This window comes from Phaeobacter sp. SYSU ZJ3003 (assembly GCF_041300735.1).
Classification (GTDB): Bacteria; Pseudomonadota; Alphaproteobacteria; order Rhodobacterales; family Rhodobacteraceae; genus Phycobacter; species Phycobacter gallaeciensis_A.
Genome location: NZ_PXNU01000035.1, coordinates 28,272 through 52,761 on the forward strand (window position 1 = coordinate 28,272; position 24,490 = coordinate 52,761).

General features: G+C 61.8%; 19 protein-coding genes. 10 read left to right on the forward strand and 9 right to left on the reverse strand.

The window, feature by feature from the left end; genetic code table 11:
• Positions 1-2 precede the first annotated feature (2 nt).
• The 3 genes from mmsB (at position 3) to C6W91_RS13860 (ending at position 1,707) form a co-directional block, all read left to right on the forward strand.
• Entirely contained in the window at positions 3-875 is an 873-nt protein-coding gene (mmsB, locus tag C6W91_RS13850; RefSeq protein WP_274833716.1) for a 3-hydroxyisobutyrate dehydrogenase, read from the forward strand.
• A gap of 134 nt (positions 876-1,009) precedes the next feature.
• On the forward strand, positions 1,010-1,201 hold the full coding sequence (locus tag C6W91_RS13855; RefSeq protein ID WP_065270379.1) for a DUF2892 domain-containing protein: 192 nt from the start codon (positions 1,010-1,012) through the stop codon (positions 1,199-1,201).
• Positions 1,202-1,392: 191 nt separating this feature from the next.
• On the forward strand, positions 1,393-1,707 hold the full coding sequence (locus C6W91_RS13860) for an excinuclease ABC subunit A (protein ID WP_274837125.1): 315 nt from the start codon (positions 1,393-1,395) through the stop codon (positions 1,705-1,707).
• Positions 1,708-1,737: 30 nt separating this feature from the next.
• Here the strand turns inward: C6W91_RS13860 and uvrA are convergent, their stop codons facing one another.
• The 7 genes from uvrA to C6W91_RS13895 form a co-directional block, all read right to left on the reverse strand.
• On the reverse strand, positions 1,738-4,599 hold the full coding sequence (gene uvrA, locus C6W91_RS13865) for an excinuclease ABC subunit UvrA (RefSeq protein WP_274837126.1): 2,862 nt from the start codon (positions 4,597-4,599) through the stop codon (positions 1,738-1,740).
• 94 nt (positions 4,600-4,693) lie between these two features.
• Complete coding sequence (locus C6W91_RS13870) at positions 4,694-5,869, reverse strand: MFS transporter (protein ID WP_274837127.1); 1,176 nt, start codon at positions 5,867-5,869, stop codon at positions 4,694-4,696.
• Positions 5,870-6,011: 142 nt separating this feature from the next.
• Positions 6,012-7,406, reverse strand: a complete 1,395-nt coding sequence (gene lpdA, locus C6W91_RS13875; protein WP_274837128.1) for a dihydrolipoyl dehydrogenase — start codon at positions 7,404-7,406, stop codon at positions 6,012-6,014.
• 374 nt (positions 7,407-7,780) lie between these two features.
• A complete protein-coding gene (locus tag C6W91_RS13880; protein WP_274834249.1) occupies positions 7,781-8,359 on the reverse strand; it encodes a DUF924 family protein in 579 nt (192 codons plus the stop codon).
• A 139-nt stretch (positions 8,360-8,498) separates the two neighbouring features.
• Positions 8,499-9,773 (reverse strand): MFS transporter, encoded by a 1,275-nt coding sequence (locus C6W91_RS13885; RefSeq protein WP_370570941.1) that lies wholly within the window; start codon positions 9,771-9,773, stop codon positions 8,499-8,501.
• A 205-nt stretch (positions 9,774-9,978) separates the two neighbouring features.
• Positions 9,979-11,049 carry a tRNA preQ1(34) S-adenosylmethionine ribosyltransferase-isomerase QueA gene (gene queA / locus C6W91_RS13890; RefSeq protein ID WP_274837129.1) on the reverse strand — a complete coding sequence of 357 codons (1,071 nt, stop codon included), beginning with the start codon at positions 11,047-11,049 and terminating at the stop codon, positions 9,979-9,981.
• Between the two features lie 65 nt (positions 11,050-11,114).
• The gene (locus tag C6W91_RS13895) at positions 11,115-14,630 is read right to left on the reverse strand and encodes an AsmA-like C-terminal region-containing protein (RefSeq protein ID WP_274834252.1); all 3,516 of its coding nucleotides are present in this window, start codon (positions 14,628-14,630) and stop codon (positions 11,115-11,117) included.
• Positions 14,631-14,677: 47 nt separating this feature from the next.
• Here C6W91_RS13895 and C6W91_RS13900 point away from each other — a divergent pair, with 47 nt between their 5' ends.
• The 5 genes from C6W91_RS13900 (at position 14,678) to C6W91_RS13920 (ending at position 19,782) form a co-directional block, all read left to right on the forward strand.
• Positions 14,678-15,139 (forward strand): peroxiredoxin, encoded by a 462-nt coding sequence (locus C6W91_RS13900; RefSeq protein WP_274829238.1) that lies wholly within the window; start codon positions 14,678-14,680, stop codon positions 15,137-15,139.
• Between the two features lie 190 nt (positions 15,140-15,329).
• Entirely contained in the window at positions 15,330-16,184 is an 855-nt protein-coding gene (locus tag C6W91_RS13905) for a ferritin-like domain-containing protein (protein ID WP_274837130.1), read from the forward strand.
• A 215-nt stretch (positions 16,185-16,399) separates the two neighbouring features.
• The gene (locus C6W91_RS13910) at positions 16,400-17,734 is read left to right on the forward strand and encodes a M23 family metallopeptidase (protein WP_274829235.1); all 1,335 of its coding nucleotides are present in this window, start codon (positions 16,400-16,402) and stop codon (positions 17,732-17,734) included.
• Positions 17,724-18,260 carry a polymer-forming cytoskeletal protein gene (locus tag C6W91_RS13915; RefSeq protein ID WP_065270389.1) on the forward strand — a complete coding sequence of 179 codons (537 nt, stop codon included), beginning with the start codon at positions 17,724-17,726 and terminating at the stop codon, positions 18,258-18,260. Before C6W91_RS13910 ends, C6W91_RS13915 begins: the two co-directional genes overlap by 11 nt.
• A gap of 259 nt (positions 18,261-18,519) precedes the next feature.
• Positions 18,520-19,782 (forward strand): calcium-binding protein, encoded by a 1,263-nt coding sequence (locus tag C6W91_RS13920; RefSeq protein WP_274837131.1) that lies wholly within the window; start codon positions 18,520-18,522, stop codon positions 19,780-19,782.
• A gap of 104 nt (positions 19,783-19,886) precedes the next feature.
• Here the strand turns inward: C6W91_RS13920 and C6W91_RS13925 are convergent, their stop codons facing one another.
• Both C6W91_RS13925 and C6W91_RS13930 read right to left on the reverse strand, forming a co-directional pair.
• Positions 19,887-20,435 (reverse strand): peptidylprolyl isomerase, encoded by a 549-nt coding sequence (locus C6W91_RS13925; protein ID WP_065270392.1) that lies wholly within the window; start codon positions 20,433-20,435, stop codon positions 19,887-19,889.
• Positions 20,428-20,934 carry a peptidylprolyl isomerase gene (locus tag C6W91_RS13930; RefSeq protein ID WP_274833735.1) on the reverse strand — a complete coding sequence of 169 codons (507 nt, stop codon included), beginning with the start codon at positions 20,932-20,934 and terminating at the stop codon, positions 20,428-20,430. Before C6W91_RS13930 ends, C6W91_RS13925 begins: the two co-directional genes overlap by 8 nt.
• A 136-nt stretch (positions 20,935-21,070) precedes the next feature.
• On the opposite strand from C6W91_RS13930, the gene pgk reads away from it, so the two are divergent.
• Entirely contained in the window at positions 21,071-22,264 is a 1,194-nt protein-coding gene (pgk, locus tag C6W91_RS13935) for a phosphoglycerate kinase (protein ID WP_274837132.1), read from the forward strand.
• Positions 22,265-22,487: 223 nt separating this feature from the next.
• Positions 22,488-24,326 carry a methyl-accepting chemotaxis protein gene (locus C6W91_RS13940; RefSeq protein WP_274837133.1) on the forward strand — a complete coding sequence of 613 codons (1,839 nt, stop codon included), beginning with the start codon at positions 22,488-22,490 and terminating at the stop codon, positions 24,324-24,326.
• The last annotated feature ends 164 nt before the right edge of the window (positions 24,327-24,490 follow it).

Genomic DNA, 24,490 nt, shown 5'->3' on the forward strand with positions numbered 1-24,490 from the left:
CCATGAAGATCGGATTTATCGGCCTTGGCAATATGGGCGGCCCGATGGCGGCCAACCTGGCCGCTGCAGGCCATGATGTCACCGGCTTTGACATGGCAGAGGTCAAGGTCGAGGGCGTCACCATGGCCCCGTCCGGGGCCGAAGCCGCCAAGGACGCCGATGTGGTCATCACCATGCTGCCCAACGGCCAGATCCTGCGCAGCGTTGCGGATGAGATCATCCCGGCGATGAAAGCGGGCGCGGCCTTCGTGGACTGTTCTACCGTGGACGTGGATTCCGCCCGCGCCGTGGCAGAGCAAGCCGCCGCGGCAGGACTGCTGCCCGTGGATGCGCCGGTTTCGGGCGGCATCGGCGGCGCCGCGGGCGGTACGCTGACCTTCATGGCAGGTGGCTCGGCAGAGGCCTTCGAGAAGGCAAAGCCGCTGTTTGACATCATGGGGCAGAAGGCCGTGCATTGCGGCGATGCGGGCGCCGGTCAGGCGGCCAAGATCTGCAACAACATGATCCTTGGCGTCACCATGATCGCCACCTGCGAAGCTTTTGCCCTTGCCGACAAGCTGGGGCTGGACCGGCAGAAAATGTTCGATGTGGTCTCCACCTCCTCGGGCTACAGCTGGACCATGAACGCCTATTGCCCGGCCCCGGGCGTCGGCCCGCAATCGCCTGCCGACAACGATTACAAGCCCGGTTTCGCAGCCGAACTGATGCTGAAGGACCTACGCCTGTCGCAGCAAGCTGCAGACAGCGCCGACGCGGACACGCCGATGGGCCAGCTCGCACAGGCGCTTTATGCGCAATTCGTCGAGAACGAGGATGGCATGGGCATGGATTTCTCGGCCATGCTGCCCCGGTTCGAAAAACGCAGCCGCGACTAAGGCACAGCAACAGATCAGTTGCCGATCAAATACAGGGGCGGACCGGATGGTGCCGCCCCTTTTCATTGACCCACATCATGTTCGACCGTCCAGACGCCGGGTATTCTCTGCCCATAACGAGGAAAGGACATGCCATGTTTGCAAACAACGTTGGGGGTCTGGACAAGATCCTGCGCATCGTCATCGGCGCATTGCTGATCGTAGGCGCGCTGATGGGCTATGGCTGGTGGATGTGGATCGGCGTGGTGCCGCTGGTGACGGGTCTGCTCGGGACCTGCCCTCTGTATTCCATCCTGGGCGTCAATACCTGCCCGATGAAGAAATAGCGACCGCTGGGGATTTGGTCGACTGGACGCCCGGATTTGGCTGCAATCTGCCGCTTTGATCCGGCCAATCGGCAAGATCAGGCTGAACAACTGCGCCCAGATGGTTTCGCAAGGAAGGCACCGGCTTGGCGCGCTATCCTTTGCGCTGACCGCCAATCACCGATTGGCACAAAGCACAGGAAAGGAACGTCATGCGTTTCATCATCACTGCTGTCATTCTGGGCCTCAGCCTCCCCGCCGCCAGTTTCGCCGCGCCAAAGGGCTGCCCGCCGGGGCTGGCCAAGAAATCCGTTCCCTGCGTGCCCCCGGGCCAGGTAGGCAAGCACCGCGGCCCGCACGCGGTGGGGGACAGGCTGATGAACTACATCATTCTGCGCGACCCCAAGCGGTACAGGCTGGACCCGAGGTACACCTATTACCGCAGCCACGGCTATCTCTATCGGGTCGATCCTGAAACCCGCAAGGTTCTGAACCTGATCGGTGCGGTTGCAGACATCCTGGAATAGTCTGAGCCGCGCCCATAGGGAGAGGCTGCCTTACTCGGCAGCCACCCTGCCCGCTTGCTCCAGCATCGGTTTCAGATAACGCCCGGTATGGCTGCGCGGTTCTGCGGCCACCTGTTCCGGCGTGCCGGTGGCGACGATTTCCCCGCCACCATCACCGCCTTCGGGTCCGATATCGATGATATGATCGGCGGTCTTGATGACATCAAGGTTATGTTCGATCACCACCACCGAATTCCCCTGATCCACCAACTCATGCAGCACTTCGAGCAGTTTTTTCACGTCTTCGAAATGCAGACCGGTGGTGGGTTCGTCCAAGATATAGAGTGTCCGGCCAGTGGAGCGTTTCGACAGTTCCTTGGACAGCTTTACCCGCTGCGCCTCACCGCCTGACAGCGTGGTCGCTTGCTGGCCCACCTTGATATAGCCAAGACCAACCCGCATCAGCGCGTCCATCTTGTCGCGGATCGATGGCACCGCGGCAAAGAACTGCTGCGCTTCCTCGACGGTCATATCCAGCACATCCGCGATGCTTTTGCCCTTGAAGGTGACCTCAAGCGTTTCGCGGTTATAGCGTTTGCCCTTGCAGGTTTCGCATTCAACGTAGACGTCCGGCAGGAAGTGCATCTCGATCTTGATGACACCATCCCCCTGACAAGCCTCACAGCGGCCGCCCTTGACGTTGAAGGAGAACCGCCCCGGCTTGTAGCCGCGCGTCTTGGCCTCTGGCAGGCCCGCGAACCAGTCGCGGATCGGAGTAAAGGCACCGGTATAGGTCGCCGGGTTCGAGCGCGGTGTGCGGCCGATGGGGCGCTGGTCGATGTCGATCACCTTGTCCAGATGTTCCAGCCCCTTGATGGTCTCACACGGCGCCGGGGTCTGCCGCGCCCCGTTGAGGCGCATCGAGGCGGTCTTGAACAGGGTTTCAATCGTCAGGGTGGATTTACCGCCCCCGGATACGCCGGATACGCAGACAAATCTGCCAAGCGGGAATTCGGCTGTCACCTCTTTCAGGTTGTTGCCGGTCGCCTTGACCACCTTGATTTTTTTCTTGTTGCCCTTGCGCCGTTTGGCGGGGATTTCGATTTCCCGCACGCCTGACAAATATTGCCCGGTGACCGAAGCCGCATCGGCGGCGATCTGCTGCGGCGTGCCGTGGCTCACCACCTGCCCGCCATGCACCCCGGCACCGGGGCCGATATCGAACACATAGTCGGCCTGACGGATCATATCCTCGTCATGCTCGACCACGATCACCGTATTGCCCTGATCACGCAGGTTTTTCAGGGTCGTTATCAGCCGGTCGTTGTCGCGCTGATGCAGGCCAATGGACGGCTCATCCAGAACATACAGGACTCCGGTCAAGCCTGAACCGATCTGGCTCGCCAGCCGGATCCGCTGGCTCTCGCCGCCCGAGAGCGTGCCGGAATTCCGGCTGAGCGTTAGATATTCAAGGCCGACGTTGTTGAGGAAACCCAGCCGTTCGCGGATTTCCTTGACGATGGCGCGGGCGATTTCCTGTTTCTGGGTGCTGAGGTGATCCGGCACCTCCTCGATCCAGGCGAGTGCCTCACGGATGGATTTCTGCACCACCTGACCGACGTGAATATCGGCGATCCGCACCGCCAGCGCCTCTTCCCGCAGGCGGTAGCCGCCGCAGGCGCCGCAAGGGCGGTTATTCTGATAGCGTTCGAATTCTTCGCGGATCCAATTGCTGTCCGTCTCGCGATAGCGGCGTTCCATGTTCGGAATGACGCCTTCGAAAACGCGGGTGACGTTATAGACCCGGCCGCCTTCGTCATAGCGGAACGGGATTTCCTCATCGCCCGAGCCATAAAGGAACACCTGCTTCACATGGGCAGGCAGATCCTTCCACGGCGTATTCTTGTCGAACTCATAGTGCTTGGCAATCGCTTCGATGGTCTGAAGGAAGTACGGCGATTTGCCCTTGCGCCAGGGCGCCAGCGCGCCGTCATAAACCTTGAGGCTCTGATCCGGCACCACCAGACGTTCGTCAAAAAACAGCTCCATTCCCAGCCCGTCACATTCCGGACAGGCCCCAAAGGGCGCATTGAAGGAGAACAGGCGCGGCTCGATCTCGGGGATGGTGAAGCCGCTCACCGGGCAGGCAAAGTTTTCCGAGAAGGTGATGCGCTCGGGATCGCCTTCACGCGGAGCCGTTTCCAGAATGGCGATGCCATCCGCCAGATCCAGCGCGGTGCGCAAGCTGTCCGCCAGCCGGGTTTCCAGCCCTTCGCGCACAACGATCCGATCAACGACAACGTCGATGTCATGGCGGAACTTCTTGTCCAGGGTTGGCGGTTCGTCCAGCTCATAGAATTCGCCGTCCACCTTGACCCGCTGGAAGCCCTGCTTCCGAAGTTCAAGGAATTCCTTTTTGTACTCGCCCTTGCGATCCCGCACGATGGGCGCCAGCAGATAGCCGCGCGTGCCCTCCTCCAGCGTCATGACACGGTCGACCATATCCTGCACCTGCTGCGCCTCGATCGGCAGGCCGGTCGCCGGGCTGTAGGGCGTCCCTGCCCGCGCGAACAACAGGCGCAGGTAGTCGTAGATTTCGGTCACGGTGCCAACGGTAGACCGCGGGTTTTTCGAGGTGGTCTTCTGCTCGATGGAGATCGCCGGAGATAGGCCGCTGATGTGATCCACATCGGGTTTTTCCATCATGTCGAGGAACTGGCGCGCATAGGCCGAGAGCGATTCCACATAGCGGCGCTGCCCTTCGGCATAGATGGTATCAAAGGCGAGCGACGACTTGCCCGAGCCGCTAAGGCCGGTGATCACCACCAATTCGTCGCGCGGAATGTCCACGTCGACGTTTTTCAGGTTGTGTTCGCGCGCGCCGCGCACCTCGATGGACTTCAGCTCAGCCATGGAACCCCCGTTATCCGCGCCCCGGCCTGCACCGGTCGCCCGCCCCTACAGATAGGCAAAGCTTTCCGAGTCTCCAACCTAAAATCGAGAACGTTCAGCGAACATTTGATTTTCTGCGCAGTGCCGCCAGCCAGCCATGCACCAAACATCCGCAGATGAACACAATGACGCCGGTCACGATCATGCCATTATAGCCCGCCAGCCCCAGCACCCAGACCATCAGCGGCGTGCCGATGGTATTGCCAAGATTACCGGCCATGGCGAGGGCGCCATTGGAGCTGGCCTGATCGACCGCCCCGGAATTGAGCTGCGCCACCGAGGCAAAACTCGGTCCCTGCACCAGCCCCAGCGCCCCGGCCAGCGCCAGACAGGCCAGCGGCGCGCCGGGATCGGCCCACATCCAGACCAGCGCCAGCGCGCTGAGCGCAAAGCCCGCCTGGATCAATGGCACTGCATGGATCCGCCGCAGCAGGAACACCCCCAGCGTCATCGACACTGCGATGCTGGTCAGCGGCATCGCGCCCATCACAAAACCCCGCACCTGCGGCGCCAGATAGGGCGGCAGGACGGTCAGGATCGCAACGAAACAGATGGTGTAGAACAGCCAGCCAGCCGCAGGTGCCGCCAGCCAGGGAGAGCGGAAAATCTCCAGATGCAGACGCGGTAGATCGGCGAACCGGGGTAGCGGCTGGCGCGGCGGCACCGGCACATCGCGCAGCACCCGCAGCAGCAACAAAGCCAGCGCTGCCATGATCACGGCGTGGGTGGCAAACAGCGCCTGAACCCCAGCCATCCGTGCCAGCGGAACGCCAAACCACGAAAGGAACGCAAAGGCTACCGCGAAAAACGTGCTCCACAGCGTCAGCGCCGCGCCGCGGTGCCGATTAGAACTGATCTGGGCAATAAGGGTCGGTGCCGCCACCACCACGCCCAGATGCGACAGGCCTTCGATCACGCGGGTGGCCAGAAACAGCGAGAAAGGCAGATCTAGGCTTTGCAGGGCGGACATCGCAGCGCCGCTGGCCAGGGCCGCCACAAGCGTGCGACGGAAGCCGAAAGAGGCCACCACCATGCCCGCAATGACACCCAGCCCGATCCCGAGGAACCCAACCAGCGAGACCGTGAATCCGATGGCGCTGCCCGCATCCGGAAACAGCTCGGCCATCTCAGCGAAGACCACGCTCACCTTGCCATATTGCGCTGCAGCGCCAAGGCCAGCGCCCCAAATCAGAAGGATCACACTCCAGCGGGTGTCCTGGCTCGGTGTCATGCTGAAATCCCGTCTGAATAGGTCATGATAAATATGCCTCGCCGCAATACCCCGAAACAATTGCAGCGACCAGCCGCTCAATAAAAAACCGCCCAAAGCCGCGAATGGCCTTGGGCGGTGCGTGTGTCACATGTCGCAGCGCTTAGAAGTGAATGGTGCGGTCAAAGGCGTTCAGGACGCTTTCATGCATCATCTCGCTCAGCGTCGGATGCGGGAAGACGGTGTTCATCAGGTCTTCCTCGGTGGTTTCCAGCTGGCGGCCCACCACATAGCCCTGAATGAGCTCCGTCACCTCGGCGCCGATCATATGCGCGCCCAACAGCTCACCCGTCTTGGCGTCAAAGATAGTTTTGACCAGCCCTTCGGGTTCGCCAAGGGCGATGGCCTTGCCGTTGCCGACAAAGGGGAAACGACCAACCTTGATGTCGTACCCCAGCTCCTTGGCCTTCGCCTCGCTGTAGCCAACGCTGGCCACCTGCGGATGGCAATACGTGCAGCCCGCGATGCTTTCTGGCTTGACCGGATGGGCGTGTTTGCCTGCGATCAGCTCTGCCACCATGACGCCTTCGTGGCTGGCCTTATGCGCCAGCCAGGGCGCACCGGCGATATCCCCGATAGCGTAAAGCCCCTCGACGCCGGTGCGGCAGAATTCATCGGTCACCACATGGGTGCGGTCAACGTTGACGCCAAGCGCCTCCAGACCCAGCCCTTCGGTATTGCCAACGATGCCAACGGCCGAGATCACCGTGTCGAATTCCATCTTCTGGACCTTGCCGCCAGCCTCAATATGAGCGGTGACCTTGCCTTTTGCCCGATCCAACTGCTTGACCATGGATTTCTCCATGATCTTCATGCCTTGCTTCTCGAAGGCCTTCTTGGCCATGCCGGAAATCTCGGCATCCTCGACCGGCAGCACCCGGTCCATCACCTCGACCACGGTGGTGTCGGCGCCCAGGGTGTTGAAGAAGCTGGCAAATTCGATGCCGATGGCGCCCGATCCGATGACCAGCAGCTTTTTCGGCATCCGCGGTGCAGTCAGCGCGTGGCGGTAGGTCCAGACCAGATCACCGTCTGCCTCCAGCCCCGGCAGCTCCCGCGCGCGGGCGCCGGTCGCGAGGATGATGTTCTTGGCCGCCAGATCCTCGGTGCCCTTGTCGGTCTTGACCGAGACCTTGCCCTTGGCGGGGATCGTCGCCTCGCCCATGATCACGGTGACCTTGTTTTTCTTCAGTAGATGCGCGACGCCCGAGGACAGCTGTTTCGCCACCCCGCGCGAGCGTTTCACCACCGCGTCCAGATCGTAGCCGATGCCATCGGCGCTGAGCCCGAATTCCTTGGCCCGGTGCATCAGGTGGAACACTTCGGAGGAACGCAGCATCGCCTTGGTCGGGATGCAACCCCAGTTGAGGCAGATGCCGCCCAGGTTCTCACGCTCGATGACCGCGGTCTTGAGCCCCAGCTGGGCTGCGCGGATGGCAGCCACATAGCCGCCGGGGCCTGCGCCGATTACGATCACGTCATAGGTTTGTGCGGCCATGATATCCCTCGCCAAACTGGATCTGAAACTAGTTTACCGTTAAACCAATTTTTTGCACGCCGCAATCTCGCAGTGACAAAAGCCTTTGGGAACGTGGTGGGCATTTTCACCGACCGGTATCCACCGCGAGACCTGCGCGCCGGAACAACCATATGCACAGTCACTGCTACAGGCCACAAAAAATCCCGCTCCAGCGCAGTCATCCCGCGACGACCGTTTCAAGAAGATGTGATCACGGCTGGCCGCATAGAGGGATGGTAAAGGGATTGTCTGGCGCCGAAAGCCCGGCACAGAAAAGGCGCTGTCCGACCGGCCAGACAGCGCCTTTAGAATGTCAGCGTCAGGGATACCCCCTGATAGTCGTTCCCCTCGGTTCAGCTGGCTTGCTGAAAGGTCCGGATCGTGGCGCCATACCCCCCGGCTTCGACGTAGTCGCGCTCCGGTTCGGTGCTGTGGCGCAGCAATGCATCGTTGCGGTAGGGAAAGCGACCGAACTTGCGGATCACGTCGCGATGGGCCCGCGCGTGCAGCAGATTGGACTCACCATATTCGGGCATCCGTTCCTTCAGCAGGCGCACGCAGCGCTCCTGATCGCACAGGTTTTCCGAATGCATCAGCGGCAGATAAAAGAACTGACGCGCAGGTTCATCGATCTTCAGATCCCATTTCTTATTCAGCGCGTTCTTGGCCACTGCCAGCGCAATCTCATCCGAGGCAAAGGCCTGACCTTCACCGCGGAACATGTTGCGCGGGAACTGGTCCATCAGGATGATATAGGCAAGGGTTCCACTGGGATAGGTGAGCCAGAGCGAGAACTTGCCCTCGCAGGCCTCCTCCCAGGCCTTTCCGAACCGTTTGCGGATGGTCGCGTCCAGATCATCATCCTGCACATACCAGCCCTTTTCTCCGACCTCGTCGAGCCAGAATTCAAGGATTTCTTCGGGGCCAACCATCCCATTTACTCCACATGTGTTGCCTACCCCCAAGTTCAGAGGATTTTACCCCCTCATGGCAAGTCATAGAACCGTCACAAATTGCAACAGGAGCGGCAATTGGTGAAATATTGCTCACGTTTCCTGCAGGTTAGCGCAATCACCCGGCCTCATGCGCGGCTTCCTGCTCTTCCATCTCGGTTTCGATGACGTATTCCTGTGCAAATTCGACCGCCACGGGCGAGCCTGTCGGCGCCATCGGCGCGAAGGTGCCCGAATCCTCGGCTGCGATCGAGGCACGCTGCGTCGTCCGATAGAGCGCGTATGCCGCCAGCGCAAAGGTCAGCACCGCCATGATCAGGAAGAATCCCGGAGGGCCAAAGACGCTTTCGCCCATCAGCCAACCGGTGATCAGTGGCCCGGTAATGGCGCCAAGGCCGTTGATGAAGACCAGACCGCCCGAGGCCGCCGCCATATCGTCGTAATCCAGATAGTCGTTGGTGTGGGCGATCAGCAGCGAATAAAGCGGGTTGGTCATCCCGCCGATAAAAAAGGCCGCCAGCAGCAGCATCCAGAAATTCGCGCCCATCGCCATACCCAGAACCGCCGCTGCGCCACTGAAGGCCGCCGCGAACAGGATCACCACGCGCCGGTCCATGCGGTCGGAAATCCATCCCAGCGGATATTGCAGCACCAGCGCGCCGACATAGAAGGTCGCGACGAACAGCGAAACCTGCGGCAAGGTCAGCCCGGCCGAAGCCGCGTAGACCGCGCTCATCCCGAACTGGGCCGAGAAGACGCCGCCCAGCAGAAACATACCCACGCAGCCCAGAGGCGATGCATCCATCAGCTGGCGCAAGGTCATCGGTTTCGTAGTGTCAAAGGCAGGCGTCGGCGAAATCGACAGCAAAATTGGCGCAAAGGACACCGAAATCACAACCGAGGCGATCACAAAGGTCTCATAGCCCGACGGGTTACCAAGCAGCATCAGCGCCTGCGCCGAGACGATGCCCAGCATCTGCACCAGCATGTAAAGCGACAGCGCCTTGCCGCGGTTGGCATTGTCTGCCGCATTGTTCAGCCAGCTTTCAGCGGTGACATACACGCCGGAAAAGCAAAACCCGATCAGCACCCGCCCGGCCATCCAGGCAAAGGGATTGGTGATCGCGGGATAAAGAATCATCACGGCAGAAATCAGCGAGGCCAGCGCCGCAAAGACGCGGACATGGCCGACCCGCCGGATCATCTCCGGCGCCATCCGCGAGCCGCCCAGAAAGCCGACGAAATAGGCGGACATGACAAAGGACATCTGCAACGTCGAGAACCCTTCAAGGTCGCCGCGCACCCCAAGAATGGTGCCCTGAAGACCGTTCCCGATCATCAGCATTCCCATCCCCAGAAGCAGCGCCCATGCGCTTGAGAGTACCTGCAGCATTGCCCGTATCCTTTTGCATCCGCCGCCTGCCCCCGGTTTTGAATCCGGCAGGCGGTGTTTCATTTCGCATCTTCCGCCCTTATCTGCGGATGCGGTGTGTGGAAAGAACTATCGCAGATCGCAGAGACGATTTCATCCCGCCGTCACGTTTACAGCGGAATTCTCTGCATTTTCTGAAGGTCTGGCGCTGGCGATCTGGCGGGGCTCAGCTCTGCCGCGATCCCGCCCCGGAGGGGATCAGAAGCGACGCATCGCCATAGGAGAAGAACCTGTATCCGCTGTCGACGGCGTGGGCATAGATCTGCCGCACGGTCTCCTGCCCCATCAGCGCAGAAACCAGCATCATCAGGGTGGAGCGCGGCAGGTGGAAATTCGTCATCAGCGCATCGGCCACATGGAAGGTAAAGCCCGGGTAGATGAAAATATCGGTCTCCCCTTCCCATGGCGCGATCGCACCGCTGCGTGCGGCGCTTTCGATCAGACGCAGCGCTGTGGTGCCCACCGGGATGATGCGCCCGCCTGCAGCCTTAGTCGCCGCGATCTCGGCGGCAGCTTCGGGGCTGACCCGCCCCCATTCGGCGTGCATCTTGTGGGTGGTCACATCCTCCACCTTGACTGGCAAGAAGGTGCCTGCCCCCACGTGCAGGGTGACATAGCTGAACGCGATCCCGCGATCCTTAAGCGCCTGCAGCAGCGGTGCATCAAAATGCAGCGAGGCGGTCGGCGCCGCTACGGCGCCGGTGTGGCGCGCCCAGACCGTCTGGTAATCGGTCTTGTCCTGCGCATCCGCCGGGCGCTTGGCAGCAATGTAGGGTGGCAGCGGCATGGCGCCCGCCTCGGCCAGGGCCGCCTCGAATTCGTCGCCTTCCAGATTGAACCGCAGGGCGCCCTGCCCGTCGACAACACCCTCCAGCACGGCGCTGAAACCATCGGCAAAACGGATCGTCTCGCCCGGTTTTACCTTTTTCAGGGGTTTCAGCAGGGCATTCCAGGTACCGTCTGCGCCCGGCTCCAGCAAGGTGACTTCGATTCGGGCGGAGGTATCGCCTTGCGCACTGCTGCGATGGCGCTGCCCCGACAGGCGCGCAGGAATAACCTTGGTGTCGTTCAATACCAGACGATCGCCGGGCTGGAACCACTCCGGCAGGTCTGAAACCCGCGCATCGGTAATCCGGTCTCCTTCGGCCACCAGAAGACGGGCCGCGCTGCGCGGAGAGGCAGGGCGGGTTGCAATCAGATCCTCGGGGAGATCAAAGTCAAAATCGCTCAGTTTCATGCGGCGGCATATAGGAGCTTTGTGATGCCTTGGCTATGGCAATCTGCGCCAGATTGCCTGTGTACTCAGCGTTCGCCGGCCTGAGGAGCGGTCGGGGCGGCTGGCACCTCTTCGGGCGCCAATGGCCCGCTGGTGGGCGGCGGCGCGGCGGGGGTCTGCCCCGGCACCTCCGGCGCCCGGCCCCGGAACAGCTCGCGGAAGATGCCCGGCGCCAGGCCCGACAAAGGATTGACCTGCACCTTGGGATCATCCGCCGTGCCCCGCAGCCGGTAGGAAAAGCCGATCAACCCTTCGCCCTTGCGGGTCAGGACGCTGCCGATGGCGTTCAGCACATAGATCGGGGAAATCACCCCCCGCATATCCAGTGCCGTGGTCTCAAGATTGTAATTCCCGTCCATCGACAGACCGATCGACGGCCCCACTGCACTGCTTTCGTGAACGATCAGATGGGTGGCGCCAAGGCGGAACTTTGCTTCGACTTCAGAAAACTGAATCCCCTGCCCGGCGAGTTCATTGACCAGACCCACGAGGCTGATCGCGTTGACCAGCGCTGCCATGGAGGGCGCGTCCTTCACCCGCGTGTTGCGCACGGTCATGCGGCCATCGTATTCGCCCGGCGTGGCTGCAGGCACCAGCGTCATGTCAAAACTGCCGCCCTGACCGTGCCGCAGCACCCCGGCCGAGCGGAAGATCCCGCCGGCATCCTCGGACTTGATCCGCGTCGCCGTGCCGCCCTTGTCCGGGACCACAATACCGCTCAGCGGGGTCTGACCATTCAGCCGCGCGGTGAACTTGCCATTGAAGCCGCCCGCCGTGGAAAACCGCCCCTGAAACCCATTGAGGGCGATACTGTCAGTTACCTGCAGCCGATCAAGGCTCAAGAGGATCGGTCCGGTGCCGCCCGATCCGGAGCCACTGCCGCCGCTGGAACTGGTAAAAGGCACCCGGCGCATATCGATCACGCCGCCGCCAATACGGATTTCCGGTGCCGCCACCCCGCGCCCAACAAATGTCACCGGTCCGCGCAGCCAGCCATCCAGCGACACCGCGCTAAAGGCCGCTCGGTCCAGCCCGCCATCTTCCCGCGTGGTCACGGTGCCCTCGGCCTTCAACCCCGCAGCCTCGACCCGCAGCCGGTCCACTGAAGGCTGCGCCCGCAGCGTTACCACAAGATCCAGAAGACCCGTGTCCGCCTCCGCCTTGCGCCAGCTCAGCGCTGGAATACGCAGGCCGATCCCTTCGAGCGCCGAGCGCAGGTTCAACTCGGGTGGCACCCCGGGCGCAAGGCGGAGCACGAATTCGCCTTGACCGGTCCCAAAGACGGACCCCGTCGGCAAGCCGATATTGAACCTCTCCACCACCGCGTTCGAAAGCGCCACCTTACCGGTGACATAGCTGGTCGGATCGGTACCGGGGCCAACCGGCTGGCGCCATGTTGCCGTCAGCGGCACATCCGACAGGGTCGCAGCACCAGAGAGCTGCACGTGGCTTTGATCCCCCGACAGTTCCAGCCGCTCTGCGGCGACCGGATGTCCCGGGACCAGAACCCCGCTACTGACGCCGGTCACGCTGCCCGTGTAGTGATAAAGGATCTCCTCTGGCGGCACGCCCGCGCGCAGGGGCAGCGACAAGGTTCCGCTGACCTGCACCTGCCCCTCTGCCAGCTTCACCGGCAGCCCCGCCTTGGACATGATATTGAGCGGCGGACGTTCGAGCAGCGACAGCCCCGCCGTTACCGCACCCGAGGCCTTGACCCGGACGATCCCCGGCGCGCCGCCTTTGATCGAAGTGTCGGGAATGATGAAAGACGTGCCCGTCACATCCACAGCGCCACCGTCATCGGCGGTCACCGTGCCCCGGCTGGCGATCACCACCAGACGCGTGCCGTGGATGCTGAAATGGCCATCGGCGCCCCGCACCGGCGGCAGATGCTTCTGAAAGCGCGCATCGACCCCGGAAAAGGTGGTATCTAGATGCAGAAACGGCTTTTCCAGCCCGGCGCCACGCAGCGCCACATAGGCATCGCGGGCAGTGCCTTGATAAAGGTTATCCCGCACCCATTCGCGCGGTTTCGGCGGCGCCGCGGCTGGCCACAATTCCTTGATCCGATCCACCGACATCTGATCCACATGACCGTTCAGCGCATAGGTCCATCCTGCTTCTTCGGCGGAGACCTTGCCGTCGAGCAGGATGTTGGAATCCCCGTCCTGGATCAAAACCTCGCCCAGGGTCAGGCTAAAGGGTTCCGGCTCCAACCGAAAATCCACCCCAACGCCCGCCAGTTCCAGCGGCTGATCGTACAGGTCGCGCGGGTTGAGGCTGAGGTCGGAAAACTGCAACTGCCCGACCAGTTCCGTGAGCCGTCCGTTCTCGATCCCGCTCAGATGGGCGCGCCCCTCCATCGTACCTGAGACCCAGCCGCTTTCGACTTTCAGCTCATCGAACTGCAGGGCCTGCTGATCAGGGTAGTAGGTGAAATAGCTATGCGCGCTTTGGATCGGCACGGGGCGGGTTTCTTCCGACGGCTGGATCACACCACGCCCGATTTGCAAGCCAGCGGAAAGGGTCAGCAGCTCGCCTTCGCTGCCTAGGCCACCGCGGAGCGAGCCGGAAATCGGTGCCCGCAGCGCCTGAAGCCAGCCAAGCGCCGGCGCCTGAACCGCGATATCCTCGCTCGCGATCTCTTCGATCAGGAACCCGAATTCGGCTGAGGCATCGCCGATGTCGGATTTGTAGTTGGCCTCAATGGTGCCGACATACTGCCGCCCGCTCAGCACCGAAAAGCCGCCAGACAACGCCAGCGATCTGCCCTCACGCGCCAGCCGCACGGTGCCGCCGTCCAGTGTCCAGACCCGGTTCAGTCGGCCATCTTCATAGCGCAGCGTCAAACCTTCGGTCTCAACCTCGGACAGCGCCGCAAGGACCGGGCGTTCAAATTGGGTATCCCAGTGTTCGATCAATTGCGGCAGGTCGGATGCTTCGCGGAACGGCGATCCCGCCTCAGAGAGGCTGAGTTCGAACTTGCCATCCGCGCCGCGCCGCAAAGAGGCAAAGAGCCCGCTGAGCCAGATCTTGCGGGGCTGAAACTTGCCACTCAGCAAGGGTCGCATCGCCAGCGACACCTGCGCATCCGCCAGCCGGGCCACCGGCGTTCCATCCGCCTGCGCCAGAGATACATCGCGCAGCCCGAGCCGTGGGCGCCAGCCCTTGTTCACCACAAGGTGGATTTCCCCAAACTCGATCTGAAGACCGCCAAGGCTTTGTTCCAGGCGCGTTTCGACCTTCTGGCGCAGCCATTGCGGCGCATCGATGCGGGTGCCGATCCCGAAATAAACCGCGCCCGCCCCGAGAAAGCATAGGACGGCCACAACGCGCACCACGGCTTTCAGCCGCCGCCAGCGCCGCCGGTCTTTGGGGCGCGCCGCAAGCCCTTCCGCGGCCTCCGCATCAGCTGGACCAGCGACCTGCTCGGCCCGTGCAGCCTCCTGCCCGGACGCCGCCTGTTCGGCAGCCTCGGGTGCCGCGACTTCCTCCGAGTGATCCGCTGACCTCGCGATCTGTGCTTTTCCTTTGCTCGCCATAGCCTATTTATGGCACCCAATGATGCAAAACCAAGCGGAGACCCCATATGCTCGAACCATCCGATCTCGCCCCGATGTTCACCCTGCCCCGTGACGGCGGCGGTGAAATCTCGCTTGCCGACCTCAAGGGACGAGCCGTCGTCCTGTTTTTCTATCCGCGAGATGATACCCCGGGCTGCACCAAGGAATCCATTGGATTTTCAGGCGCTTTGCAGGCTTTTGCCGATGCCGGGGTCGAGGTTTACGGGATTTCCAAGGACACCGTGGCCAAACACGACAAATTCGTTGCCAAACATGAACTGACCACGCCGCTCCTCTCCGATGCCGAAGGCACCACCTGCGAGGATTACGGCGTGTGGAAGGAGAAGAACATGTACGGCAAAAAACACTGGGGCATCGAACGCTCCACCTTCCTGATCGACGCCGAGGGCCGCATCGCGCGGGTCTGGCGCAAGGTCAAGGTGGACGGACATGTTGAGGAGGTTCTGGAGGCCGCCAAAGCCCTGTAACCTGAAACGGATTGCCGCCACACCACCCGGCGCTGCGCAACGCGCAGCGCCGGGCCCAACGGGAGGCGGTCACGTCACAAGTGACCAACGACGGGCGGGAGGTCCCGGCCTTCGTCACAGACAAATCCGTTGCCATGGCGCGCGCCACAGGGCAGGAACGCGGCGCAGCACGAAACCCGACGGAGGCGAGATGACCGACACCCCCAATTCTGAGGCCGGGATGTCCCTGGCCGAAATGGCGATAGAGGTTCTGACCACCGCCGACGGCCGCCAGAAAACCGCCCTTTCCCGCCAGCACGCGGCCCGCTGGTTTGCCTATCGTCGCGGTGAGGCACCCGAGATCCCGGTCGGCACCGCCAGCCCGCCACTGCGCCCGGCCCGGCCCGAAAAGCCGGAACTTCTCGATCCCCGCGACGTGCCAAAACGCAAACCCGGCTCCGAGGCGGGCCGTATCGCGCTGCTCCATGCGGTGGCCCATATCGAACTCAACGCAGTCGATCTGCATTGGGATATCATCGCGCGGTTTTCCCATGTGCCGATGCCCATTGGTTTCTTTGACGACTGGGTCAAGGCGGCGGATGAAGAATCCAAGCATTTCAACTTGATGTGCGATTGCCTTGAAGGCCTTGGCAGCCACTACGGCGCCCTTCCGGCCCATGCTGGCATGTGGCGCGCTGCCGAAGACACCGCCGAGGACCTGATGGGCCGTCTTGCTGTGGTGCCGATGGTGCTTGAGGCCCGGGGTCTTGATGTCACCCCCGGCATGATCAAGATTTTCCGGCAGGCAAAGCTGACCCAGGCAGTGGAGGCCTTGGAGGTGATCTACAAGGAAGAAGTTGGCCATGTCGCCTATGGCTCAAAATGGTTCCATTTCCTTTGCGGGCGCGAGAACCTCGATCCCAAGGATGTCTTTCACGATCTGGTCCGAACCTATTTCCACAGCACGCTGAAACCGCCCTTCAACGAGGAAAAACGCGCCGAGGCCGGACTGCCGCCGGATTTCTACTGGCCGCTGACCGACACCGGCGCACAGCCCGCAGGCTGACAAAGCGGCCGGGCGGCGCGTGACCGCCGCCGCCCTGCTCCTACCCGGCAAATTTCCGCCAATATCCTGCCTTGCAGGCACAAATTCCTTACTGATTGGTCAACAGACTTGCCCAATGAAGCCCGGCTGGCTATTCAAATGGGCCATGGCGCCTGGGCTCACAGGAATGTGAGTGGCCCTGCGCCATGCAATTGGGATGGGACAAGGATCAGCGCGTGCGCACACGTCTGACTATTAAAATTCACGCGTTTCTCGAACGGCATTTCCCCGAACGGCGCGTTTTCCTCAAATCGGATGACGACACCAGATTCATTCGGCTCAGGCCGGAAACACAGCTTATTGCCGTTGCCGGTATCGTTCTTTTTGTCGCCTGGTCGATCATGGCAACAGCCATTGTGCTGATGGACGGGATCGGCGCCGGAAACTTCCGCGAGCAAGCCAAACGCGATCAGATGAACTACCGTGCCCGGCTCAACGCCCTATCGCTGGAGCGGGATAACCGCGCCGAAGAGGCTCTGGCAGCGCAGCAGCGGTTCAACGCAGCTCTGGCGCAGATTTCCGACATGCAGTCCGAATTGCTTGCCTCGGAAACTCGGCGCCGGGAGCTTGAAACCGGCATCGAAGTCATTCAGGCCACGCTGCGCGACACCATGACCCAGCGGGACAAGGCGCGCGATGCCCTTGCCGAATTGCGCAAGGAAACCGAGGAAGACAGCCCGGTCCAGATGATGGCTGCTGTTGCCCCGGTGCAGATGGAGTTCCTCGCCGACGCGCTGGCAGAGACCGCCGCCGAGCGGGATCAGGTCATGGCAGACGCACAATCGGCGCTGGAGCAGCGGGATTCGCTTGAGATGGAAATCAAGCTGATGGACGAGCGCAACAACCAGATCTTCCGGCAGTTGGAAGAGGCGGTTACCGTTTCCGTAGCGCCGCTGGACAAGATGTTCCGCAGCGCCGGTATGCCGCCGGATCGGATCCTGGAGCAGGTGCGCCGCGGCTATAATGGACAGGGGGGTGGTCCCCTCACCCCTTTAGCCCTGTCGACCCGCGGTGAAGAACCCACCGCGGAAGAGCGTCGGGCCAACAGCATTCTCAATGAGTTGGACCAGCTGAACCTTTATCGCATGGCCGCGCAGCAGGCGCCTTTTGCCACGCCGGTGAACCTTGGCCTCGTGCGGCAAAGCTCGGGCTTTGGCTATCGCCGCGACCCTAAGACCGGAGGCCGCCGGCTCCACAAAGGATCGGATTTCGCCGGCCGCACCGGCACAGATATCTACGCCACTGCTGATGGCGTTGTGACCCATGCCGGCTGGCAATCCGGCTATGGCAGGCTGGTCACGATCCGCCATGCCTTTGGTATTGAGACGAAATATGCCCATAACTCAAAACTCCGCGTGAAGGTCGGTCAAAGGGTCTCGCGCGGGGATCACATTGCTGATATGGGTAACACCGGACGGTCCACCGGGACCCACCTTCATTACGAGGTTCGGGTCAACGGAAAACCCGTAAACCCTATGATCTACATCAAGGCTGCGAGAAATGTTTTCTAAGAGCAAAATCAATGAGCCCGGGCCGAAGCAGGCCGAAGCAACTCCGGCGGCTGCAACGCCGAGCGCCCCGCCCTCTGCGCCCGCGAGCGATTACAAGGCCACGCCGCCCAAGGCAAAACCGCCGGCATCCGTGCTCAGCTCCGATCTGCATATCACCGGGAACCTGAAAACCACCGGCGACATCCAGGTTGAAGGCACCGTCGAAGGCGACATTCGCGCGCATCTGCTGACCATCGGCGAAACCGCGACGATCAAGGGTGAAGTTACGGCTGATGACGTGGTGATCAATGGCCGTATCGTGGGTCGCGTGCGCGGCCTGAAGGTCCGCCTGACCTCCACCGCCCGTGTCGAAGGCGATATCATCCACAAGACCATCGCCATCGAGAGCGGCGCCCATTTCGAAGGCTCCGTGCAGCGTCAGGACGATCCGCTGAATCCCGGCGGCAAGAAAGCCGCTCCGGCTGCCGCCGCTCCGGCGCGCCCTGCTGCCGCACCGGCAGGCTCGGCCCCCAGCTCCGACAGCTAAAAGTCACAGGGACCTCTCGGTCGCTGAACTGAATAGAAGACCGTAAACGCCGCAGAGCCCTGCGGCGTTTCGCATTTCAGGGCAAGGTTCAGGTTGTGCTCCTTCCCCTTCCTTCCCAGTTAGCCAAAACGTAACCCACTGGGATACTGCTCCTTTACCTTCCATCATTCTACCGCCATGGTTGATCCTATTATCCGTTCCGAGGCCGCACCTTTCAAACGCAGCCTGGGGCGGGCCTGGTTCATAGGGAATTTTGAAATTGGCAAATGTACGCATCCAGGACTCCAACGGCACCTGGTCCATCAATGATTTGAACTCGGCGGATTTTGCGGATCCGGTTATTACCCAGCAATCCGCGACGTCGATCAGTATGAGCGGAACCAACGGGCTGTCGCTCCGGTTTAACGGCGATTTTTCAAACGCCTCCCCCTATGTGTGGGAACTCACAGATCTCTACCTCTACAGCTACGGCAACGAGGTCTTCTCCATGACCGGCTTCAGCGAGAGCTTTTACGATCTGGCTACGATGAGCGGCGCCGCGCTGGAACGCAGTATTCTGGCGGGAACCGATACCATCACCTCCAACAGCGCTGTCGGTAACCTGTGGTACACCTATGGCGGCGATGACACCATTGCACTTGGGAGCGGCGATGACACCATTGACGCCGGAACCGGGACCGACACGCTGGTTCTGAATACGCATTCAAGCCAGGCCACGCTACGGGGGCTGGACGATCTGTTCTCATCCTACTCTTCGGTTCAGGTCAGCAGCGCCATGGGAACCGACCGGATTAGCAATATCGAAATTCTGAAGTTCATAGACCGCAGCGTGGCACTGTCCCTTGGCAACGCTGGCAACGACCGGCTTCGCGGCGACGCACAGTCCGTGACCAATAGTGATGTCATGGCCGGCGGCTTTGGCAATGACACGCTTGATGGCGGCCTGCAGGACGACCTGCTCTACGGCAACGCAAACGATGACCATCTGAGCGGCGGCAGCGGGCGCGACACGCTGTTCGGTGGAACCGGTGATGACCATCTGACTGGGAATACCGGCTCCGACCGGCTGGTGGGCGCCGCAGGCGACGATGTGATCGAGGGCGGCAGCGGCCGGGATCGGGGCCTTGGCGGCGCGGGCGCGGATGAAATCACTGGCGGCAATCACCGCGACATACTGAACGGCGGTGGCGGCAATGACACCCTAACCGGCGGCGCAGGCGGTGATCGCCTGATTGGTGGCAATGGCCGGGACCGGTTGATCGGTCACAAGGGCGACGACAAACTGACTGGCGGTGGCCGGGCCGATATCTTTGTCTTCAAAAAGGGCCACGGCGACGACACCATTTCGGACTTCACTGTCGGTACCGACAGGATCGAAATCGGTCGCGGAGCTTCCCGTTTTGGACAACTGGACATCGAGCAACGGCAAGACGATGTGCTGGTCTCCTTCGCCAATGTCACCATCCTGATCGAGGACGCGGAGGTGCAGGACATCGCACAGGCGGACAATTTCCTGTTCTAAGGCATTTGCAGGCCAACCCGACGCACGAGAACAGCAAAGCCCGCGCGGATTGGCGCGGGCTTTGACGTATTTGAAAGATCGGCAGGGCCGCAGCCCCGGTTGGCTTACTCGGTCACGGTGACCTTGGTCATGACATCGGGCTGGCCCTTGACCGAACCGCTCTGTCCCGAGCCGCGCTTGATCGCGTCGACCACATCCATGCCTTCGGTGACCTTGCCAACGACGGTATACTGGCCGTTGAGGAAATGCCCCGGCGCGAACATGATGAAGAACTGCGAATTGGCGCTGTTCGGGTTCTGCGAACGGGCCATGCCGACGACACCGCGGTCATAGGCAATGTCCGAGAACTCCGCCGGAAGGTCCGGACGTTCGGAGCCGCCCATACCGGCGCGGCGCATGTCCTCGCCAAGCTTGCCGAACTGGACGTCACCGGTTTGCGCCATGAAGCCTTCGATCACGCGGTGAAACACCACGCCATCGTATTTGCCCTCGGCGGCCAGCGCGGTGATCTGCTCCACGTGCTTCGGCGCAACATCCTCGAAGAGGTCGATCTTGACGGTACCGTTGGCGCCCTCGCCTTCGATCTGGATTTCAAGGCCAGAGGCAAAGGCAGAGCCCGCGATCAGGGAAAATGCAGCAGCCAGCTTAAGCATCTGCGGCCACCTTGACGCTGATCATACGGTCAGGGCTCGCAGGCGGCTCACCACGGGTGATCGCATCAACGTGCTCCATGCCTTCGATGACCCGGCCATAAACGGTGTACTGGCCGTTCAGGAAGTGGTTGTCCTTGAAGTTGATGAAAAACTGCGAGTTTGCCGAATCCGGGTTGGCAGAGCGCGCAGCGCCCAGGGTGCCACGGTCATGCGGCAGTTTGGAAAATTCCGCCGGAACGTTCGGCAGATCAGAGCCGCCAGTGCCCGCCATACGCAGGTTGAAACCGTCTTCCATGTCGCCGTGCTGGACGTCGCCGGTCTGCGCCATGAAACCGTCGATGACGCGGTGGAAGGCCACGTTGTCATATTCACCGGCGCGGGCCAGTTCCTTCATCCGTTCGCTGTGTTTGGGCGCCACATCGGGCAGCAGCTCGATCACCACATTGCCGTCTTTCAGCTCGACGATGATGGTGTTTTCCGGGTCCTTGATCTCGGCCATCTGGCTCTCCTGTCGTGTTTGCTTTGCCAGATACCTAAGGGCAGCGGTCGCAATTGCCAAGGGAGCATTGACTGGGCGCACAAAAGCCCCGAAACAGCACCAAACACATTCGCCAATGACCGGAAGGAGCCTGAGGATGGGCTGGAATACCCTTGATGACATGGATCTCAGCGGCAAACGCGTTCTGGTGCGCGTGGATATCAACGTGCCGATCGTGGATGGCGTGGTGACCGACTCCACCCGGATCCGCCGCATCGCCCCCACCGTGCACGATATTCTGGCGGCCGGTGGCAAACCGATCCTGCTGGCGCATTTCGGCCGCCCGGGCGGGGAGCGCCGCGAGAACCTGTCGCTGAACCAGCTGATCCCGACGCTGGAGCGTGCCTTTGAAACCAAGGTGCTGTTTGCCGCCGATTGCGTTGGCCCCGGTGCCGAGGCTGCCGCCGCCGCCCTGCAACCGGGCGAAGTGCTGCTGCTGGAAAACACCCGGTTCCACGCCGAGGAAACCAAGAACGACCCCGATCTGGCCGCAGGCATGGCACGGCTGGGCGATGTCTACTGCAACGACGCCTTCTCCGCCGCACACCGCGCGCACAGCTCGACCGAGGGCATTGCCCGCCTCCTGCCCGCCTGCGCGGGCCGATTGATGCAGGCAGAGCTGTCTGCCCTGGAAAGCGCCCTTGGCGCGCCGAAACGTCCGGTGACCGCCGTTGTCGGCGGCGCCAAGGTATCAACCAAGCTGGAATTGCTCGGCAACCTGATCAAGAAGGTCGATTACCTGATTATCGGCGGCGGCATGGCCAATACATTCCTGGTCGCCAAGGGCATCGATGTCGGCAAATCCCTGGCCGAACGGATCATGAAAGACACCGCAGCCGAAATCCTGGCCGAGGCTGAAAGCGCAGGCTGCAAGATCATCCTGCCGAGCGACGTTGTGGTGGCCGAGGCCTTTGCCTCCCATGCGCCGCATCAAGTGCTGCCCGCCGACCAATGCCCCGCAGAGGGTATGATCCTGGATGCCGGTCCTGACAGCATCGCCACGATCAACGAGATCTTCGAGCAGAGCCAGACCCTGATCTGGAACGGACCGCTGGGCGCCTTTGAACTGGAGCCCTTTGACGCGGCGACCAATGCGGCCGCGCTGAAGGCGGCGGCCCTGACCCGCGCTGGAAAACTGATCTCGGTTGCTGGTGGCGGCGATACCGTTGCGGCACTCAACGCCTCGGGTGCAGCGCGGGATTTCACCTATATCTCCACCGCAGGAGGCGCCTTCCTTGAATGGATGGAAGGCAAGACCCTGCCCGGCGTCGCCGCGCTCGATCAGGAGTGAAATCATACGTCCCGGCAGGGACTTCTGAACACCTGAAAACAACAAGGCCGGGCGCATCATCGCCCGGCCTTTTTCGTGCTCTTCCAATTGATTACTCACATTAATTTGTGTTTTCTTGAGCGCCCTTTCGGACCCCCGTTAAGACTTCATAGACCCCTGCCTTCCTAGGGCTGGCCGCGCGTATTAACGCCACGGAACACACCCTCAGGAGCACCACTCAGCCATGAGCCGTTTTTCACTCCGCAGCCAAGTGCTGCTATTCGCAACCGCCTTTATAGTGATGCTGCTTGCCAGCACCACTGTCGCCTGGCTCACCAGCCTCAAACTCACCGGGGCCATCTCTCAGGCCAGCTACGTCAACGCTCAGGTCAAAAGCCTTGATGACATGAAAGAAGATATCGAGCAGGGGATCGGAGACCTTCTTGCCTATGCTTTGGGTCGCGGCGCCAGTATCGGCGACCTGCGCGGAAATATCGAAGAGGTCGAGACCGAAGTCGCAATGGCGAAGGCCCGGTTTCTCGACATTCCTCTGACCATCGCCCGTCAGCCGGAGGTCTATGAGACCATCATGACGCTGCCCGGCATATTGACCACACTGCACGGCCAGGTACAGCAGCTGGAAGCGGCGAGCCTTGAGATGCGCCAGCGCATGGCCTTTGCTACAGTCCTGCCAACCGTTCAGAAACTCCGCGACACGGTGAACGACATGCAGGACATGCTGAGCGCCACCCACGACGAGGTCAGCACCCGCATCGACGACCTTGCGGCCTTTGCCGAGCTGCCGCAGCTGATCGTCGGCCTGGTGGCCGTTCTGATCTCCACCGGCATCGCCTTTGCCTTTGGCCGCCAGCTCAGCGGGCCAGTTACCGGCGCCGCCCAGGCGGTTCAGCAGATTATGGACAAAGACTATGACCAGGAGATCCAGGGCCTCACCCGAAAGGACGAAGTCGGCAGCATCGCCCGCAACCTGCAAGAGCTGAAGGAAATCCTGCGCACGGCAGAGGAAACCGACGCAAGAAACCGCGCCGAAAACGACCGTCGCGTGGCCTTGTTCCAGACCATGGGCGCTGCCATGAGCGGCCTGACGCGCGGAGATCTGGGACAACAGATTGAGGCCGAAGACTGGGCCGACCTGGGCGACACCTACGTCACCCTATGCGAGGATTTCAACGCGCTCTCAAGCAGCCTGTCCGGACTGGTGGAAGAACTCAAACAAAGCTCCGCCGCAGTCGAGCGCAACGCCCGCGAAATGGAGCAGATGTCAGACCAGATGTCGCAGCGCGCCGAAACCCAGGCCGCGACGCTGGAACAATCCGCTGCGGCGCTGGAAGAAATGTCAGCCAGCGTCCAATCCAGCGCAGCCCAGGCGCAGGATGCCGACCGCGAGGTCAAGGAAGGCCGCCAGCACGCGGAACAGGGTGGCAAGGTCATGGATCGCGCCCGCGAAGCGATGAGCGCCATCGCGCAGTCGTCCGAGCAGATCAGCCAGATCATCACCGCTATCGACGACATCGCGTTCCAGACCAGCCTGCTGGCCCTCAACGCCGGGGTCGAAGCAGCCCGCGCAGGCGAGGCAGGCCGTGGCTTTGCCGTCGTTGCCTCCGAAGTCCGCAGCCTTGCCTTGAAGTCCGCGCAATCGGCGAACGAAATCAAGGAGCTGGTCACGGAAGCCGCGCAACAGGTGAGCGCAGGTGAGCGTCTGGTGCAGGACACTGGCGACACCCTCAGCCTGATTGCCAGCAGCGTTACCCGGGTGTCCGGCATGGTCTCGTCGATCGCCAATTCCTCCAGCGAGCAGGCCCAGGGCATCAAGGAGATCAATTCCGGCGTTGCCCAATTGGACCGGGTCACTCAGGACAATGCGGCGATGGTACAGGAAAGCTATGGCGCCAGCCGCCAGATGCGCGCCGAGGCAAGCCGCCTGAGCGAGCTGCTGCTCAGCTTTACCGGGCAGGCGCAGGAGGGAACAGCCGTGGCTGGTGCGCTTGATGAGGCGGGAGAATTCGCTGAAGCCGCTTGGCTTGATGAGGCCGATGACGACGAGCTGCTTTCCGCCGCCTGAACGCAGAAACACCTGATTGCGGCCGGTCCCGCACCGCGCTGCGTCAGTCAAATCAAAGAGTCGATACAAACCGGCCGGGACAACAGTCCCGGCCGGTTCTTCATTGCGCAGCGCCGCCCGCAGTCTGTCGACGGGTCTCTCACTGGAACACGGCCTGTCCTGCG